The sequence below is a fragment of the Rahnella sp. WP5 genome (genome assembly GCF_000745615.1).
GTDB lineage: Bacteria > Pseudomonadota > Gammaproteobacteria > Enterobacterales > Enterobacteriaceae > Rahnella > Rahnella aceris.
Genome location: NZ_JQJR01000005.1, coordinates 265,756 through 283,389, shown reverse-complemented (window position 1 = coordinate 283,389; position 17,634 = coordinate 265,756). Strand labels below are relative to the sequence as shown.

Below are 17,634 nucleotides of genomic sequence, written 5' to 3'. Positions count from 1 at the left end.
GAAATGATTTCCAAATCTGATAACCCAATGGAATACATAAAGTGAACACACGTTTGCTCAGGGCTTTTGTCACACTGGCTGAAAAAGGGAATTATGCGCAGGCAGCGCAGGCGCTTTCCGTTTCACAACCGGCACTCACCAAACAGATCAATCTGCTGGAATCGACGCTGAACGTGGCGCTTTTTGCCCGCGGACGACACGGCAGTGCGCTGACAGCCGCAGGCCAGCGGCTTTTGCCGGAAGCGGAGAAAGTATTGCGACAAATGGCCGCGTTTATGCAACATGCCAGCCAGGTTGAAAAGGGGGGAGAAGGGCTGCTGGCGGCCGGATTCGGCCTGTCGAGTTTCATCCTGGCGCCACAATGTATTGCGAAATTCCGCGCAGCGTATCCCGGCGTGGATATCACGCTGGAAGATCTGCCTTCCGCGCAGCAATACGACATGCTGCAACGCGGGGAACTGCACATTGGTTTTGTGCGTGTCCCGCCGCCTGCACCGCTCCGTTACCACGCGCTGTTTGAGGATAAACTGGTGCTGGTAGTGTCTGAAGATAACGGCGAGGATATGAGTGAACGGCTCAGGAACCGTCCGTTACTGCGTTTGTATACTGAGCGGGCGGGGGGGCTGAATGCGCAGACAGACCGTTTTTTACAGGAGAATCTGTTTCATGTTTCATCGGTTCAACTGGCGGAGGATATCCAGACTATTGTCGCACTGGTAGCGGCCGGCATCGGCGTGGCATTGCTACCCGAAAGCGTCGTGCATATTGCGCCGCCGGAGCTGAAAATACTTCCGCTCACCGGCCCTGCGACGCGCTGGCAGGTGGGGATTGCATGGGACGCCCGGAATGAAGATGTCATTCGCGATAACTTTGTGCGGATGGTGACTGAAAATCTCAAAGCCGCTGCCTGTATATAGAACGGTCCGGAATGTGGCCCGCGCCATCAGGCCGACGGCGATGAGTTCACCAATGCGAAAGACCCTGGCCAGAATTCAGTTTCTGTTTCCAGCCCTGCGTTCAGGAAAGCCTGAACTACCCGTCTTTGTTCAGGTAAATTCCTGGCCGGGTGATGACCCAGGTGTAGTCAGGTTCGTTAACCGGTGTGTAACCAAACTTTTGATACAACCACGGCGCGGTAGAAGTAAAGAGTGCCATCCGGCGAAGTTTTGCTGTGACCGGATGCGACTGCACACATTCGATCAGCCATGCGCCCAGATTTTTCCCCTGATAATCTTCCAGCACATAGACATCACACAGGTAAGCAAAGGTGGCGTAGTCCGTGATAAAGCGGGCGTAACCGATCTGTTTTCCGTCGTCGAACAACCCGAAGTTCAGGCTGTTTTCTGCGCCAGCGCGAACTGTCTGTTCGTCAATGCCCGGCGCCCAGCTTGACCGGGTCAGGTAGGCGTGAATTGCCGGAATATCCAGTTTTTGAAAATCGGTAGTGATCAGATAAGTGTCTTTGGTCCAGTTGCATACAGCTTTCAGGTTTGTCACGGGAACCTCACAAGTTCGTTGAAAACAGGTCGTTTTCTACCTTACCGGCTCACGCTGAGAAATTCACCCGCGTTATAGTTGCCAGGGTATGTGCCCGGCCTTTGACGCGCCGCACTATAAAAATCAGGCCGGATGATGTATCCTGCACTGATTATTGGTATGCTGTATATAATTACAGTATAAGGAGCGAATCATGGCTGTTGAAACAAAATTTGTTGTGGTCAGAAAAGGTGAAGAGAAAATGACTTTTGCCAATAAGAAAGAAGCAGACGCTTACGACAAGATGCTGGACATGGCGGATGCTTTTACTGAATGGCTGTTACAGAGCAATATCGGGATGGATGAAGCACTGGCGGAAAACATTGCACTTCACCTCGCCGAGCAGAAAGACACCGTCCAGCATATTCTGCGCACCAGCAAATTGCCGGAAGCAGAAATCGCACACCAGCCCGCCGCTGAAACGCCAGCAGAAGCAGAAGCAGAAGAAGTGGTCGCAGAAAACGTGGCTGTTGAAGAAAATGCTGCCGAAGAAAATGTTGCCGAAAAACCTGCCACTGCCAAAAAAGTCCGTGCGGTAAAAGCCGCGTAACGGAGAGAACAGCGTGCGTAACGGCACGCTTTCTTCCCCCCTGATACCACGCTCAGTATTTCAGTGGCAAACGGATCACTTCTTTCAGAATACCGTTGTGCAGCCTCACATATCCCCCCTGTTTCAATTGTGAAAGCACTTTCATGATCGTGCTGCGTGAAAGGTGCGTTTTAAGCTGAATGTAATGGGCAGCAGGAATATTTTCGCGTATTTCCGGCGGTTCTTTCATGAGTTCCATGAGCTGGTGGCGCAGAATTTCATAGGATGTCGGTGCCGTCAGCATTGTGCTTTTGACATAGAGATTGTTGGTCATCCTGAAAAAGTGCTTTGCCATTGGCTCCCATAACTCCAGACGATCAATCAGGGCATGCATCTCCGCCACGGTGGAGACGGCAATCTCAGATTCATCCTGCGCCTGAATAAACATTCTGGCCTCTGAGGGCACCGCACCGCCAATACCAATGATGCCCGGCACTGACAACGTGCCTATCAGCACAGGTTCGTCGTTATGAAAGGTTTTAAACCAGCCTTTGCGAATGAAATAACAATAAAATTCCCCCTTCTCATACAGATGGAAGCGCGAGCCCGCGGGGACAGTACGGAACTGGAGATAGGGAATAAGCTCGGCGAATAGCTCAGCGGTAGCCTGACTGAGGTCTTTGCCCTTATCACTCTCGGTAACCATCGTTATTAACCTCGTCAGGCAGCAACAGCAGGGAATTACCTTAAATTTAGCAGAGTTCCCTGTCCGGTGAATGCGGCCTTAAGAAGCCGTTTGAGGCATAATCCTCTTTCCCCCGCCATGCAAAAGGACACGCAATGAAAGCTGAACATGAGTATTCACTGAAAACCCTCCCGGCTCCCGCGACTTACCCTCACATTTCCACCCCGGTATTATCCGATGAAACCATGGCGTCACGCCTGCGTCATATCCTTCACGCGATGCAACAACATCAGCTCGACAGTCTGGTGATTTATGCTGACAAAGAACACGGCGGCAATTTCGAATATCTTGCGGGTTTTATCCCGCGCTTTGAAGAAGCCTTGCTGGTGGTGCGCGCGACCGGTGAGCTGACTTATGTTATGGGGAATGAAAGTCTGAAACTGGTTCCCCATGCGCGCAACGCCGGTCGCTGCCTGCATGCGCCGGTGTTTTCCCTGCCCAACCAGCCGATGAAACATCATCAGCCGCTGCACGATTTGCTTAAATCTGCCGGTATTACTGACGCGCAGCACGTTGGCATCGCAGGCTGGAAACTGTTCAGATGTGACCCTGTCACGGATAAAACCACCTTTGATGTGCCCGCGTTTATCCTCGACGCAGTCCGAAAGGCCGCAGGCGTGGCTGGAGATGTGGTAAACGTCACCGGTCTGTTTACCTCGCCAGAAAATGGTGCGCGGCGGATTAATACCACTAATGAAGTGGCGTTTTATGAATACGGCGCCAACCTGGCCTCCACTCAGGTGCTTGCGGCGCTGGATACGATTGCACCCGGCAAATCAGAAAAAGAAATCGGTCAGTTACTGGCAGGAGAAGGCCAGCACGGGAACGTGATTATGATTGCCGCGACGGGTGAGCGTTTCGCCCATGCGAATCTGTATCCTTCCGACAAAACTATCCGGCATGGCGATAAGTTTTCGCTCACCGCCGGATACAAAGGAGGCCTCACCAGCCGTGCGGCGTATGTGGTGGCGGCGGAAAATGAATTACCGGAAGAGGTTTCGGACTGGTTGCAGCGGCTCGCGATACCCTATTACCACACGGTTGTAACCTGGCTTGAAGCACTGCGCATCGGGCTGACCGGCGGCGAGCTTTATCAGCTTGTTGAGCAAACGCTGCCACAGAGCATCTATCACTGGCATCTCAATCCCGGTCATCTGGTTGCAGATGAGGAGTGGCTGTGTTCTCCGGTATACGGTGGCTCAGTGATCCCGTTTGAAAGTGGCATGTTGTTTCAGATTGATATTATTCCGTCATTACCCGGCTATGGTGGCAGCAGCATCGAAGATACGGTAGGGCTGGCAGATGAATCACTGCGAAAAGAGCTGGAAACGCAGTTCCCGGAGGTCTGGCAGCGTATGGTCACCCGTAAAAAATACCTGACGGACGTGCTGAGTATTCGCCTTTCCGAAGACGTGATTCTGCTTTCCAATACTGTCGGTTACCTGCGGCCTTTCCTGCTGGATAAGTCGCGGGCTTTGGTGCGGACGTAAAACAATTTGCCTCGCCATTAAACCCGGTGAAGTTCTTCGCCGGGTTCTTATTTTCCTCTGAATTTTTTGCATTCATAATTTGTTACTTATTAAGATGAATCCTCTGCGCGACAGGGTTAATGTTAATAATTACTATTCACATTCTCATTTCGAGCTGTTCTGGTTAAAACAATAAATAGAAACAGACTCGCCCTTAAAAAAATTGCTATGGGAATGTGTTATGTCTTTGAATGGCAGGGTATATGACGTGCAGCAGGGTGCGTTAAAGGTAAGAAAAACATTTACGGTTTCCACACTGGCGCTGGCGATTTTTGTTCTGGTGAATCCGGCGCAGGCCGCTGAAACCGGCAGTGGGACGACAGGCACCGCGAATACCGCCGCATCCGGCTCGCAGCAGGATATGGTGATTGAGGGTTCGGCGACCGCCGCTGCCAGCGACGGGCAGGATTACGCGGTTAAAACCACCACTGCGGGCACCAAAATGAACCTGACGCCGCGCGATATTCCGCAGTCGGTCAGTGTGATAACCAAACAGCGCATGCAGGATCAGAACCTTCAGTCGGTGGGCGACGTGCTGAATAACACCACCGGCATCTCGACGGAAGTTATCGACAGCGAACGCGTATCTTATTTCTCCCGCGGTTTTTACATCAATAATTACACCTACGACGACATTCCAACGTCCGTCAGCGACACCTGGAATTTTGGTGATGCCGCCGAAGACACCGCAATTTATGACCGCATCGAAGTGGTGCGTGGCGCCACAGGCCTGATGACCGGGGCGGGCAATCCGGCCGCCTCTGTCAACATGGTGCGTAAACACGCCGACAGCAAAGAATTCACCGGCGATATCAGCGCCAGTTACGGCAGCTGGAATAAACAGCGTTACGTGCTCGATGCTTCCGGCCCGCTGAATCAGGAAGGTTCGGTGCGCGGGCGCGTGGTAGCCGGTTATCAGGATCAGGACAGCTGGCTGGATCGCTATCACAAGCGTAAAAAATTCTTCTACGGCGTGGTGGATGCCGATGTGACCGATAACACCACCGTGTCGCTCGGTTACGATTATCAGGAAAATAACACCGGCAACCCGACCTGGGGCGGCCTGCCAACCTGGTACACAGACGGCTCGCGCACGCATTATGACCGCAGTACCAACACTTCCGCCGACTGGACGAATTATGCCATTCAGTCGCGTAAAGTGTTCGCCAACGTTAAACATGACTTTGATAACGGCTGGACGTTCCGTGTAAACGGCACACATGGCGAGCAAACGTTTAATGATAAATTGCTGTATCTGATGGATTTCCCGGATCACTCCACAGGCACTGGTCTCAGCGGTTTTGGCAGTAAAGACCGTGGCACGCGCAAAGTGGATTCCCTCGACACTTACGCCACCGGGCCGTTTGAACTGTTTGGCCGTCAGCACCAGATGGTGGCTGGCGTCAGCTACAGCCGCCAGCACAACCAGACTTACAGCGCAGACGGTTCCCTCGACAGCGACACAATTGGCAGTTTTGGCAACAGCTGGAACGGCAATGTCAGCGAGCCGGAGTGGGGAGACTGGTATCTGAATGCGGACGATGTCATCCGCCAGAAAGCCGGTTATTTCGCCACCCGCTTCTCACTGGCGGATCCGCTTTCGCTGATCGTTGGCGCACGTTATACCCAATGGAGCACCAATGGCAGCAGCGGCAGCATGAGCAAGAACAACATCACGCCATACGGCGGTCTGGTGTATGACATCAACGACACCTGGTCGGCATACGCCAGTTATACGTCCATCTTCCAGCCGCAAACTGACCGCGATATTAACGGCCACTATCTGTCCCCAACCACCGGGAAAAATTACGAAACCGGGCTTAAATCCGCGTGGATGGACGGTCGTCTTACCGCCACAATGGCAGTATTCCGTATCGAACAGGATAACGTGGCACAGGAAGATGGCAGCAATCACGTTAACGGCTCCAGCGAGCAGGCGTATGTCGCGGTCAGCGGCACCGTCAGCAAAGGCGCTGAGTTTGAGATCAACGGCGCGGTGACCGACAACCTGCAAATGACCTTTGGTGCGACGCGTTATGTGGCGAAAGACGAAACCGGCAGCCGTCTCAACAGCAATATGCCGCAGACCCAGCTGAAATTGTTCAGCCGCTACCAGCTACCGATGATGCCGGATCTGACCGTCGGCGGCGGTGTAAACTGGCAGAACCGCACCTTCCAGGATGCCACCGGGCCGGACGGCGAAACGCATCGTGTATCGCAGGGCAGCACCGCGCTGGTGGACCTGTTCACGCGTTATCAGGTGACAAAACAGCTGTCCGTGCAGGCCAACATCAACAACCTGTTTGACCGCACGTACTACTCGTGGCTCAGCGATTACGCCGTTTACGGTGAACCGCGCAATGTCTCGGTCAGCGCAAATTACACGTTCTGATATGAAGGTTTAACGCGTAATAAAAAAAAGGCACCGCCTGCGTGTTCAGGCGGTGCCTTACTGTCTTATTTCAGCTTCCCCAGCGGCTTTTCAGGTAACGGACCGCGTCCAGTGTCTGCGGCTGGTTGAGGTAGTTTTCGCGGAACAAAATCGTGCCGTTAATTTGCGGTACGGATTCATTCATATCGAGCTGTTTCTTCAGCTCCGGCACGCCGCCGCTGACCATCCAGTCCGGTTCATTTTTGGACGGTTCACCCACTTTATACAACGCCACACCAATGTAGAGCCGCGTATGTGTGGGCTTGACCACATTTGCCCACCAGTTTGCCAGCACGTCATAACGCGCCGCCTTGCGGGAGAATGGCCAGTACAGTTGCGGTGCAATATAATCGAGCAAACCTTGTTGCACCCACAGGCGGGTATCCGCATAGGCTTCATCGTAAGCCGCTGCGCCGGAAGTTTGTGAACCTGCCGGATCATGCGACACGTTACGCCAGACACCCGCCGGACTGACGCCAAATTCCACACCCGGTTTCAGCTGTTTTATGGTGCGTGAAACCTGCTCAATCAGCATCTGGGTATTGTGACGCCGCCAGTCGGCTTTTGAAGCGTAACCCTGACCGTACTTCCGGAACGTCAGGCTGTCATCCAGCGAGGAACCCGGTGATTCGGAATAAAAATAATCATCAAACTGCACACCATCGACAGGATAACGCGCCACCACTTCCGCCACGATGCTGGTGATCCAGTCGCGCGCCTCAGGAATACCAGGGTCCACCACGAAACGATCCCCGGAGGTTCGGATCCAGTCGTGGTGCAGCACAAACACGCTGGCAGGGTGCAGTGGCAATGTCTGATTCAGTTCCGCCACAGTCGAAGGTTTGGTGTTCACCGACACACGGTAAGGGTTAAACCACGCATGGACTTTCATCCCGCGCTTGTGCGCTTCATCGAGCATAAACTGCAACGGGTCATAACCCGGATCCTGACCAATTTTACCCGTCAGCATATCTGACCACGGCAAAATTTTTGAAGGCCAGAACGCAGTACCGTCAGGTTTTACCTGGAAGAAAACCGTATTGATGCCCAGACTTTTAAGCTTATCCAGCTTGGCAGTCAGCGCTTGCTGCTGCTGGCTGATGCGCAAAGACGCACTGCTGGCATTCACCGAATTAACCGGTGGCCAGTCGAGGCGGGAAACGGTCGCCAGCCAGACGCCGCGCACGGGTTCATGACTCTGCACAGGTTGACCAGGAAGAGGGTGCTTCGCCACCGGCGGCAGCGGCGTCACCAGTGATTTTGGCGGTGTCGAGGCACAGCCAGCCACCAGTAACAGCGCAAAAGCCACAACGGCACCAGGGTGTTTGACGGCGGTGACGCAAGGAAAATGACGGGAAAAAGCGATGATAAACTCCGGTGATGTCTGGTCGTCGCGCGAAAAGAAACATTTTCTTATTATTGAAATTAAAGTCAATCACTCATGCACTTAGCGCTGACGTCAGCGCAATCTGCAAACCTGCCAGGATTCCGATTTCTGGAATCTGATATTCAATTTAACATAATCATGATTATGCGCACCTAAAAGCAGGCGCCATATTTCCCTGAGTTCACTTCTGAAATCTGTGCTTTGAAAGCCATCATATATGTATTAGCATATGTTTTATTACTCCACAACGGGACTCAATATGTTACAGCCTGCGCAGCTTTTTAAACTGCTTGCCGACGAAACGCGCTCGACTATTGTGATGCTTCTCAGGGAATCAGGAGAGCTTTGCGTTTGCGATATCTGTGCCGCAACGGCGGAATCACAACCTAAGATTTCCCGTCACATCGCGCTGTTACGTGAAGCCGGACTGGTCACAGACCGCCGGGAAGGAAAATGGGTACATTACCGCCTCTCACCACAAATGCCTGCATGGTCAGCGGCGATTATCGATTCTGCATGGAACTGTGACCGCGAAAACATACGCCGCAAGCTGAATAATAAGTCACCGGTTTCATGTTAAAACCATAAACACATTCACTATAACAAATATGTACGGAGTCGATCATGTTGCTGGCAGGTACTATTTTTTTACTCACCCTGATTCTGGTTATCTGGCAGCCCCGCGGGCTGGGCATTGGCTGGAGCGCCATGCTGGGCGCGGGTCTGGCATTACTGACGGGGGTCGTTCATCCGGGTGATATTCCGGTTGTCTGGCAAATAGTCTGGAATGCAACGGCCACTTTTATTGCCGTTATCATTATCAGCCTGCTGCTGGATGAATCGGGTTTCTTCGAGTGGGCGGCACTGCATGTTGCACGCTGGGGAAACGGACGCGGGCGTCTGTTATTTACCTGGATTATTTTACTGGGCGCGATGGTCGCTGCCCTGTTCGCCAATGATGGTGCCGCACTGATTCTGACGCCAATTGTCATGGCGATGCTGCTGGCTCTGGGTTTCAGTCGCGGCGCGACATTAGCCTTTGTCATGGCAGCCGGGTTTATCGCGGATGTTGCCAGCCTGCCGCTGATCGTCTCAAATCTGGTGAATATTGTCTCGGCTGATTTCTTCAACCTGGGCTTCACGGAATATGCGTCCGTCATGGGCCCGGTTAATCTGGCAGCCATTGCGACAACACTGGTCATGCTGCACCTGTTTTTCCGCAAAGACATCCCGCCGGTTTACGATATTTCTCTGCTGAAACAGCCTGCTGAGGCTGTCCGCGATGCCAGCACCTTCAAAGCAGGCTGGCTGGTTCTGATCCTTCTGCTGGCGGGTTTCTTTGGTCTTGAACCCCTCGGCGTACCGGTCAGTCTGGTCGCCGCTGTCGGCGCACTGATCCTTTATATTATCGCCAGGAAAGGTCACATCATTAATACCGGCAAAGTGCTGCGCGGCGCGCCGTGGCAAATCGTCATTTTCTCGCTGGGTATGTATCTGGTGGTGTATGGTTTACGTAATGCCGGGCTGACGCACGCCCTGTCTGCCGTGCTGAATCAGCTGGCAGAACAGGGTTTATGGGCCTCTACGCTGGGAACCGGCTTTATCACCGCCTTCCTCTCTTCCATCATGAACAATATGCCGACCGTGCTGATCGGGGCGCTGTCTATTGATGGCAGCACAGCCACGGGAGTCATTAAAGAGGCGATGATTTATGCCAACGTGATCGGCAGCGATCTGGGGCCAAAAATCACCCCGATTGGCAGCCTGGCAACATTGTTATGGTTGCATGTGTTGTCACAGAAGAATATGACGATTACCTGGGGATATTACTTCCGGGTGGGTATTGTCATGACCCTGCCTGTGCTGTTTGTCACGCTGGCAGCTTTAGCGCTGCGGTTGTCTGTGGCGCTGTAACGGATGTTTAACGCCTGACCTCACACTAAGATTGAAAAAGAGAACCCCCTGATGAGCAATATCACTATTTATCACAACCCGGCCTGTGGCACATCGCGCAATACCCTTGAGCTGATCCGCAACAGCGGCGCTGAGCCCACCGTGATTTTTTATCTTGAAACCCCACCGGCCCGTGAAGAACTGGTAAAACTGATTGCGGATATGGGCATTCCCGTGCGGGCGTTGTTACGCAAAAATGTCGAGCCGTATGAGCAATTAAAACTGGCAGACAATCATTTCAGCGACGATCAACTGATCGACTTCATGTTGCAGTACCCGATTCTGATCAACCGGCCGGTGGTTGTCACGCCGCTGGGCACCAGGTTATGCCGCCCTTCTGAGGAGGTATTAGCGATCTTGCCTGATGCGCAACGTGGCGCGTTCACCAAGGAAGACGGTGAAGCGGTTATTGATGAAAACGGCAAACGTATAACGAAAATCTAAAAAATAAGGCCGGTCATCAGACCGGCCTTATTGATTCTTAGCGGTATTCGACAAACACCTTACCCGCCATCAGGCATGTGACACCGGTTTTTGTTCTGTCTTAGACTGGGCGTTTTCCAGCATTCTGCGAACCGGAATGATAAGGACGAACAGCACCGCAGCGCAGATCAGCAACGCAATGGAGCAACGGGCGAACAGGTCAGGCAGCATATCAAGCTGATCGGCTTTTACGTGTCCGCCAATCAAACCGGCCGCCAGATTCCCCAGCGCACTGGCACAGAACCACAGGCCCATCATCTGACCGCGCATTCTTTCCGGCGCCAGCAACGTCATGGTCGCCAGACCAATCGGACTCAGGCACAGCTCACCGAGCGTCAGCATCAGAATGCTGCCCACAAGCCATAATGGCGATACACCTGCCCCGCCGCTGTTCAGCACGTTCTGGGCAGCCATCATCATGATCCCGAAGCCCGCCGCCGCGCATAAAATGCCGATGATGAACTTGGTGATACTGCTCGGGCGCACGTTTTTACGCGCCAGCAACGGCCATGCCCAGCTGAATACCGGTGCCAGCAGGATGATAAACAACGCATTGATGGACTGGAACCAGACGGCAGGAATTTCAAAATCACCGATCATGCGGTTGGTGTAGTCGTTGGCGAACAGGTTGAACGAGGTCGGCTTCTGCTCAAACGCAGACCAGAAGAAAGCAGCCGAGACCAGCAAAATAAAGCACACCAGCAGTCGGGCGCGCTCTTTCCGGTTCAGTCCGGCAAACAGGAACAGATAGATAAAATAGAGCGCAACGGACGCCGCAATCACATACACCAGCACGCTGGCGACGGCAACCGGGTTAATGACGATCACGCCCTGCGAGATCAGCGCAACGATGATTGCCACACAGGCGGCCAGCGCCAGCAGCCAGACACCCACACCGTTTTTCTTAGCAACCGGACTGTTCCAGGTGGAATCCAGTCCCACTTCGCTGTCGTAACGTTTCATGGCTGGCACGGCGTACAGGCGGAAGATAATCAGCGCCACCAGCATACCGATCCCCCCGATACCAAAGCCCCAATGCCAGCCATGCGTTTTTATCAGCCAGCCGGAAATCAGCGGCGCGATAAACGACCCCATGTTAATGCCCATATAAAACAGTGAGAAACCGCCGTCACGACGCGCATCACCTTTTTTATACAGCGTGCCCACCATGACCGAGATGCACGTTTTGAACAGGCCGGAGCCGAGAACAATAAACATCAGGCCGATAAAGAACAGGCTGTCGCCCATGAAAGCGGAAAGCGCAATCGACAGGTGGCCGAGCGCAATCAGAATCGATCCGTACCAGACCGCCCTCTGCTGCCCGAGCCAGTTATCTGCCAGCCAGCCGCCCGGCAGCGCCGCCAGATACATACAGCCAGCAAATATACCGACGATAGCTGATGCGTTTTCACGCGCAAGCCCCATACCGCCGTCGTAAACCGTCGCCGCCATAAACAGGATCAGTAAAGGACGGATGCCATAAAACGAGAACCGCTCCCACATTTCAGTGAAGAACAATGAACCGAGCGGATAAGGATGGCCGAAGAAGGTCCGGCTTTCGTTTTTATTAACAGAGGAATGCATAAATTCTCCAGAGAAAGTCTGTCGTAATCGTTGTGAATACCCTTGCCCGGCGGCTGTCTTGCAGCCGCTCTTAAGCATTCAGCGCTTATTATTTGATTGCCGAATACCGGTATTGTCTGGCATTAACCGCAGAAGTTTTAGAGGAAAAGTCGACTAATGTCCACTTTTACAGATTTTATAGCGGCAAAAACCGGACATGGCAGGTGAATTTACGAAGAAAAAAGCCCCTCAGGATAAAATATGCATTCAGAACAACTCACCTTCACCGGCTGCCGTTGGCAAAATATGTGCCGGTATAGGGGATTGGCAGATAGTCATGAAAGATCTGTTTTAATGTCTGCTCAGGTTCGATATCCGCAAACGCATCGGGATAAAGGGTTTTTGCCATGAACTCGGTCGCGGCAACATGCCACGGGCTGAGGTAGAAATTGTGCCATATCATCCCGGTGCGGCCGTTATGCAACGCTTTAAGTTCACGCAATCCATTCTGCCTGGCAGTCAGTTCCCGCAAACTTTGTTGTGCCATTTCCGGTGATATGGCGGGCCCCAGTTTCAAATCATTCTGATCCTCCGGAGAACCTGCACCCGTGGCGAAATAAACCTCAGGTTGCGCCATGATAACCGTTTCTTCATTCAGCTGGCCAAAGACGCCCTGCACCGTTTTGCTGGCGATATTATCCCCTCCGGCAAAATTCAGCAGTTCACCAAGACTGCCTTTCACTGCAGTCACGCAACATTCATTGCGACGTCCAAGATGTAACTGAAGCAGCACCGTCGGTTTGTGGCCGGAATAAGCGGCCAGACGATCATGGATAACCTGCATATGAGTATCGTAAAAGTGATTAAATGCCTGGGCGCGTGCAGTCTGGTTAAGCACCTCGCCCAGAATACTCACACTGCGCGTAGTATTTTTCAGCAGATGGACACGAAGATCGATTTTCACTATCGGGATATGCGCAGCGTTGAGCATTTCTTTAAGACGCAAATCGGCATCGTCATAGCGAGCAAGGCTGGGCAGGATCACCAGATCTGGTTTCAGCGCCAGTACCTTTTCAGGGTTCATATCATTTGTTCCCCCCAACCCCAGCGACGGAATCGTCAATATATGCGGAAAACGCTGCGCAAAAATGTCCCAGGTCTGGCTGTCATACTTCTTCAGATCGAGTGGCCAGCCGACAATCCGTCTGACAGGATCACCCGTTTCCAGAAGGGCCAGCGTATAAAGCATCCGGCTTTCGCCCAGCACGATACGTTGCGGATTATCGGGAATGTCCACATGATTACCGTCGATATCGATCACTGTGCGGGCCTGTACGCCAAAGCCCGTCAGCAACAACATAAACAGCACCGTCATAACAGAATATCTACGCGCTCGCGGCGTCAACCGCAGATCAGAATTCAACACTTGCCTGCACCATAAGATTACGGGTTTCACCTTCGCGCACGCGCAGGTTACCGCCGCTGGACGTGTAATAATGTTTGTTAAACAGGTTATTCAGGTTGAGTTTCAGCTGCGTCTTCTCCCCGAACAGACGGTTGTTCCACGCAACAAAACTGTCAGCCACAACATAATCAGGTAACGTGAAACTGTTCTCCGGGTCTCCCGCACGGGTGCCGACATAACGCGCCCCGCCGCCAACACGGAAATCACCCGGCAGGCCGTTAATCACCAGATTATGGCTCAGATAGAGCGCGCCCGAATGGCGCGGCGCATTCTGCAAACGGTTGCCGTTATTCGCAGAGTTTTCACCGTCATCCACAATTTCGGCTTTGTCATAGCTGTAATTGGCACTGACTTCCCAGTCAGGAAGGATCTCGCCATTAAGCTCAAATTCCGCCCCGCTGGAACGTGCTTTATCAATGGCGCGTGTTTCGCCGTTAATGCTCAGTGACATGTCCCGCTCATCGATACGGTACAGCGCCACGCTGGCAAACATGCGTGGCGTAATCTGCCATTTACTGCCCACTTCCCAGGTCGTGCCCTGTTCAGGTTTTCCTACATTGCCGTCATCGTCTACATCCGTTGAGGGCGTAAAGGATTTGCTGACGCTGCTGTAAAGAGACACCTCTGGCGTGACTTTATAAATCAGACCGGCCTGAGGTAAAAACTTATTCCCTTCGGAATCAAGCGTCTGAACGACGGGGTCAAAGCCTTTTGAGGCTCGTTGCTCATAATGTTGATAACGGCCGCCAAGCACCGCAATCCAGTCCGGTGTCAGTGAAATGCTGTCTTTGGCATACACCGAACGACTGTGTATCCGGTTCAGGTTATTGCCGTTAGCCGTATTCTCAGTCGTGCTGTCGGCGACCGGGGAGAGAATGTCGTATTGCGGATCCATAAAGTTGAAACTGCTGTTGGCTTTGCCCTGGTATTGATGCGCACGATAAGTCTGGTTCATCTCATAATCAGTGCCCAGCACAAGATCATGATTCATACCCAGAATGTCCTGTGAACCCAGCAGATCCCAGGAAACATATTTGGTCTTGTGATTAAAACCGCGATTGGCATCCGCCCTGCGCGTCACGGCGCCGGTTGTCGCGTTAACCGCTGTCACCCTGACTTCGTCATTATTGTAGCGGCGCTGGTTCCATCCCAGCGTCAGGCGGGTGCTCCAGTCATCGCTGAACTGCCAGTCATAATGGGCGTTCAGCGTTTTATTATGACCCCAGGCGCGGTTTGACTTGTCATCCAGCCGGTCCTTATAGCCGATATCGATCGGTTTACCGTTAATAAAAGCGGTTCCGCGATCGTATGGAATGTCGTAGCGGTAATCAGAATAGCTGATCAGGAAACTGGCCTTTTCGCCGTACCATTGCAGTGAAGGCGAAATCAGGGTGTGTTTATCACTGCCAAAATTACGCCAGTAATCCTGATCCTGTTTTTCCGCAATCATGCGAAAAGCAAAACCATTACCCAGCGGGCCGGTAACATCCACTGTCCCTGCTCCGCCACCTTCACTGGCGTAACGTCCGCTGACTTTGGTGTGCCAGTCATACTGCGGTTTTTTACTGACCAGGTTGATGACACCCCCGGGGTTTTGGATCCCGTAGAGTAATGACGCGGAACCTTTCAGCACTTCAACCCGCTCGGTGGTGGCATCAAAATTGAGACCCTGACTGCTGCGGACGCCGTCGCGATAAATGGAACCATCAGAGTTGGAACCAAAACCACGCCGGACAAATCCATCTTCCGTGCCCGCGAGTGTATTCCCCTCACTGACACCGCTGACAAAACGCATCGCATCAGAAAGACTTGTGGCCTGATAATCGTCAAGTTGTTGTCGGGTCACGACGCTGACCGATTGTGCCTCGTTAAGACGCGGTGTGGGCGTTTTACTGGCAACAGAACTGGTGCCTGCGCTGTATCCCTGATCATTCGCCTCATTTCCGGTGATGGTCAGCGTGTCGCTGTCTGCGGCTGAATACCCCGTAACAGGCGCCAGCATCGCAACGCCATAAATAGCAGCAAGAATCGCCGGATGGCCTTTTCTTTTAAAATCAAACAGTTTTTTATTATTCATTTCAATCAACCCGGTGTTAAATATAACGCACTTCCCCGTAATGCAATTGATAATCATTCCAACATGCAGATATGTAGTAGTAAATGATATGTTTCAGAATTTTGCTACAGGAAGAAATCATGACTTTACGGCAGGCATCTTGCTTTCAGCAGAACTTAACAAACTGTTTTTAAATAATTTTTATTGAAACCCGACGTTTCAGCCGCACAGGGTTCCGGTTCAGCACAGAAGAATTTGAATATTTTTGCTGCTAAAAACGCTACATTGTTAAAATAAACCCACAGTGTGAATGCTTTGCATTCACCGGTAAGCCTTTCAAAACTAAAAGGATCGGTAAAATTACATGGCTGCCATTCCGGTAAAAAGACGTATTGATGTTTTCGGTGAACGCTACCGCGCCCGGGCGCCCTCACTGTCTCCCGGCTTGCAGGCGGTAGTGTCTTATATCCACAACAACCGTGAATCGGCGCTAGAAGCCACGGCAATGGATATTGCAGCCGCGACAGAAGTTTCGGATGCTACTGTAGTACGCGCCGTTCAGGCACTCGGTTTCGCCGGATTACGCGACATGAAAAAGACGCTGGAAGCCTGGTTTGGTACGGCGGTGAACTCGGAAGAGAAGATGAGCACGACGGTCAGCGAACTGGCCAGCGATATCAATTCGGGTATCAACTTCGTTCTCGACGGGCATAAACGTGCCTGCGATACGCTGGCGGAGCCCGCTAACCGGCAGGCCATTTCTGAAGCTATCGCGCTGCTGATTAATGCGCGCCAGGTGGCGGTGTTTGGTCTGAACGCTTCAGGCATTTTAGCGGACTACAGCACACGGCTTTTTAGCCGGATTGGCATTCCGGCAGTATCACTTAACCGCTCAGGCATTGCGCTGGCGGAACAGCTCATAAACCTGCAACGCGGTGATGTTCTGATCATGATGGCGCAGAAAAGTGCTCATCGTGAGGGCAGAACGGCAATACAGGAAGCAAAGCGTCTGAATATCCCTCTCATTTTACTGACCAACGCCAGTGATTCTTTTTTTGCAAAGCAAGCTGATATTGTCATCAATGTTCCGCGCGGTGGTGAAAATGGCCGCATGCCGCTCCATGGCACGGTACTGGTCTGTCTGGAAATGCTGATTTTATCCCTTGCCTCAGCTACCGCATCGCGGACCCTGAAAACCATGAAGCGCATTCAGGATCTCAATCAGTCTCTGAAATCCGCGAATAAAATCAGAAAGTTGCAGGACGGCGTGTAGGCCAGACGACCTGTGATACTGAACTGGCACTAAAAATGGTAACGGGGAAACACCGGACACCAGTCCTGCTGTTTATCTCGTCGTTATTTGCAGGAGCAGGCATGGGCCGGGGGCAACTGGGCGGGCTGACATTAATCATGGTGATATCTTTGTCTGTTTGCGCTTCAATGTTTATTGCCAGTAAGGCAAAACGAACGCTGAATATTCAGAGAATAAAATTATGCAATTTGCCAGGTTCGGTCAGGAAAGTGTCATAGGAACCGCTGATGTACATACCGTCCCTGAAGATAACAACTTCTTCCACCCGCACCGGGTGTTGGCAAACGGCACAAATCAGAGAATGTACGGTTTCTGCCAGGGGCGAGTTCACTGCGGCAATGAAACGATCTGCCCCGCATTGCTCGCAAACAATTTTGATATCCGGCATGTGATGCACTCTGCACAAAAAAGAAAATGATTCCTTCAAATATAGCATAATTGGAATAATCTGATTGCTTATTATGAAATCGATATCTATCAAAGCATTTTAAGGCAAAAAAAAGCCCGCATGCAGAGCGCGGGCAATCACACAGACACGAAGAATAAAAGCAGTGGTTATCTGGTACCTGTAAAAGATGAGTAAAGATGACGGGTTATGACTAATTCATTAGCAACGTAATTATTTATGACGTACCGATGCGCGGG

15 protein-coding genes are annotated in these 17,634 nt (G+C 52.2%); 8 read left to right on the top strand and 7 right to left on the bottom strand.

Translation table 11 applies throughout. From position 1 onward, the window contains the following. The first annotated feature begins 41 nt into the window (after positions 1–41). Positions 42–917, top strand: coding sequence for a LysR family transcriptional regulator (locus tag EX31_RS01270; protein WP_037032946.1), 876 nt, complete (start codon positions 42–44; stop codon positions 915–917). A 115-nt stretch (positions 918–1,032) separates the two neighbouring features. On the opposite strand, the gene EX31_RS01265 is transcribed toward EX31_RS01270, so the two are convergent. Continuing rightward, a complete protein-coding gene (locus EX31_RS01265) occupies positions 1,033–1,497 on the bottom strand; it encodes a GNAT family N-acetyltransferase (protein WP_013577712.1) in 465 nt (154 codons plus the stop codon). Between the two features lie 193 nt (positions 1,498–1,690). On the opposite strand from EX31_RS01265, the gene EX31_RS01260 reads away from it, so the two are divergent. Beyond that, entirely contained in the window at positions 1,691–2,086 is a 396-nt protein-coding gene (locus EX31_RS01260) for a YebG family protein (protein WP_037032944.1), read from the top strand. 52 nt (positions 2,087–2,138) lie between these two features. On the opposite strand, the gene EX31_RS01255 is transcribed toward EX31_RS01260, so the two are convergent. Continuing rightward, positions 2,139–2,771, bottom strand: coding sequence for a helix-turn-helix domain-containing protein (locus EX31_RS01255; RefSeq protein WP_037032943.1), 633 nt, complete (start codon positions 2,769–2,771; stop codon positions 2,139–2,141). Between the two features lie 134 nt (positions 2,772–2,905). On the opposite strand from EX31_RS01255, the gene EX31_RS01250 reads away from it, so the two are divergent. Together EX31_RS01250 and fhuE are read left to right on the top strand one after the other, a co-directional pair. After that, positions 2,906–4,300: a M24 family metallopeptidase gene (locus EX31_RS01250; RefSeq protein WP_037032941.1), complete on the top strand. Its 1,395-nt coding sequence runs from the start codon at positions 2,906–2,908 to the stop codon at positions 4,298–4,300. A gap of 220 nt (positions 4,301–4,520) precedes the next feature. Next, positions 4,521–6,731: a ferric-rhodotorulic acid/ferric-coprogen receptor FhuE gene (gene fhuE / locus EX31_RS01245; protein WP_037032939.1), complete on the top strand. Its 2,211-nt coding sequence runs from the start codon at positions 4,521–4,523 to the stop codon at positions 6,729–6,731. Positions 6,732–6,801: 70 nt separating this feature from the next. Here the strand turns inward: fhuE and EX31_RS01240 are convergent, their stop codons facing one another. Then, positions 6,802–8,136, bottom strand: coding sequence for a glycoside hydrolase family 10-like protein (locus EX31_RS01240; protein WP_051930986.1), 1,335 nt, complete (start codon positions 8,134–8,136; stop codon positions 6,802–6,804). Between the two features lie 280 nt (positions 8,137–8,416). Here EX31_RS01240 and EX31_RS01235 point away from each other — a divergent pair, with 280 nt between their 5' ends. The 3 genes from EX31_RS01235 to arsC are packed head-to-tail and all read left to right on the top strand — an operon-like array spanning position 8,417 to position 10,554. Beyond that, positions 8,417–8,737, top strand: a complete 321-nt coding sequence (locus tag EX31_RS01235) for a metalloregulator ArsR/SmtB family transcription factor (RefSeq protein ID WP_013578301.1) — start codon at positions 8,417–8,419, stop codon at positions 8,735–8,737. 44 nt (positions 8,738–8,781) lie between these two features. Then, positions 8,782–10,071 (top strand): arsenic transporter, encoded by a 1,290-nt coding sequence (locus tag EX31_RS01230; RefSeq protein ID WP_013578300.1) that lies wholly within the window; start codon positions 8,782–8,784, stop codon positions 10,069–10,071. 51 nt (positions 10,072–10,122) lie between these two features. Then, complete coding sequence (gene arsC, locus EX31_RS01225) at positions 10,123–10,554, top strand: glutaredoxin-dependent arsenate reductase (RefSeq protein ID WP_037032937.1); 432 nt, start codon at positions 10,123–10,125, stop codon at positions 10,552–10,554. 69 nt (positions 10,555–10,623) lie between these two features. On the opposite strand, the gene EX31_RS01220 is transcribed toward arsC, so the two are convergent. The 3 genes from EX31_RS01220 to EX31_RS01210 form a co-directional block, all read right to left on the bottom strand. Then, positions 10,624–12,177 carry a peptide MFS transporter gene (locus EX31_RS01220; protein WP_037032936.1) on the bottom strand — a complete coding sequence of 518 codons (1,554 nt, stop codon included), beginning with the start codon at positions 12,175–12,177 and terminating at the stop codon, positions 10,624–10,626. A gap of 262 nt (positions 12,178–12,439) precedes the next feature. Continuing rightward, complete coding sequence (locus tag EX31_RS01215) at positions 12,440–13,531, bottom strand: ABC transporter substrate-binding protein (protein WP_081925102.1); 1,092 nt, start codon at positions 13,529–13,531, stop codon at positions 12,440–12,442. 37 nt (positions 13,532–13,568) lie between these two features. Beyond that, positions 13,569–15,698, bottom strand: coding sequence for a TonB-dependent siderophore receptor (locus tag EX31_RS01210; protein ID WP_037032934.1), 2,130 nt, complete (start codon positions 15,696–15,698; stop codon positions 13,569–13,571). A 343-nt stretch (positions 15,699–16,041) separates the two neighbouring features. Here EX31_RS01210 and EX31_RS01205 point away from each other — a divergent pair, with 343 nt between their 5' ends. Further along, positions 16,042–16,950, top strand: coding sequence for a MurR/RpiR family transcriptional regulator (locus tag EX31_RS01205; protein ID WP_013578295.1), 909 nt, complete (start codon positions 16,042–16,044; stop codon positions 16,948–16,950). Between the two features lie 205 nt (positions 16,951–17,155). Here the strand turns inward: EX31_RS01205 and EX31_RS01200 are convergent, their stop codons facing one another. Further along, entirely contained in the window at positions 17,156–17,377 is a 222-nt protein-coding gene (locus tag EX31_RS01200; RefSeq protein ID WP_013578293.1) for a hypothetical protein, read from the bottom strand. Positions 17,378–17,634: the final 257 nt, after the last annotated feature.

Bases quoted from the DNA above. Each gene is read 5' to 3' on its own strand.
- arsC (WP_037032937.1), top strand. From the start codon at position 10,123: ATGAGCAATATCACTATTTATCACAACCCGGCCTGTGGCACATCGCGC.
- EX31_RS01235 (WP_013578301.1), top strand. From the start codon at position 8,417: ATGTTACAGCCTGCGCAGCTTTTTAAACTGCTTGCCGACGAAACGCGC.
- EX31_RS01260 (WP_037032944.1), top strand. From the start codon at position 1,691: ATGGCTGTTGAAACAAAATTTGTTGTGGTCAGAAAAGGTGAAGAGAAA.
- EX31_RS01210 (WP_037032934.1), bottom strand. From the start codon at position 15,698: ATGAATAATAAAAAACTGTTTGATTTTAAAAGAAAAGGCCATCCGGCG.
- EX31_RS01230 (WP_013578300.1), top strand. From the start codon at position 8,782: ATGTTGCTGGCAGGTACTATTTTTTTACTCACCCTGATTCTGGTTATC.
- EX31_RS01215 (WP_081925102.1), bottom strand. From the start codon at position 13,531: ATGACGGTGCTGTTTATGTTGTTGCTGACGGGCTTTGGCGTACAGGCC.
- EX31_RS01200 (WP_013578293.1), bottom strand. From the start codon at position 17,377: ATGCCGGATATCAAAATTGTTTGCGAGCAATGCGGGGCAGATCGTTTC.
- EX31_RS01250 (WP_037032941.1), top strand. From the start codon at position 2,906: ATGAAAGCTGAACATGAGTATTCACTGAAAACCCTCCCGGCTCCCGCG.
- EX31_RS01255 (WP_037032943.1), bottom strand. From the start codon at position 2,771: ATGGTTACCGAGAGTGATAAGGGCAAAGACCTCAGTCAGGCTACCGCT.
- EX31_RS01220 (WP_037032936.1), bottom strand. From the start codon at position 12,177: ATGCATTCCTCTGTTAATAAAAACGAAAGCCGGACCTTCTTCGGCCAT.
- fhuE (WP_037032939.1), top strand. From the start codon at position 4,521: ATGTCTTTGAATGGCAGGGTATATGACGTGCAGCAGGGTGCGTTAAAG.
- EX31_RS01205 (WP_013578295.1), top strand. From the start codon at position 16,042: ATGGCTGCCATTCCGGTAAAAAGACGTATTGATGTTTTCGGTGAACGC.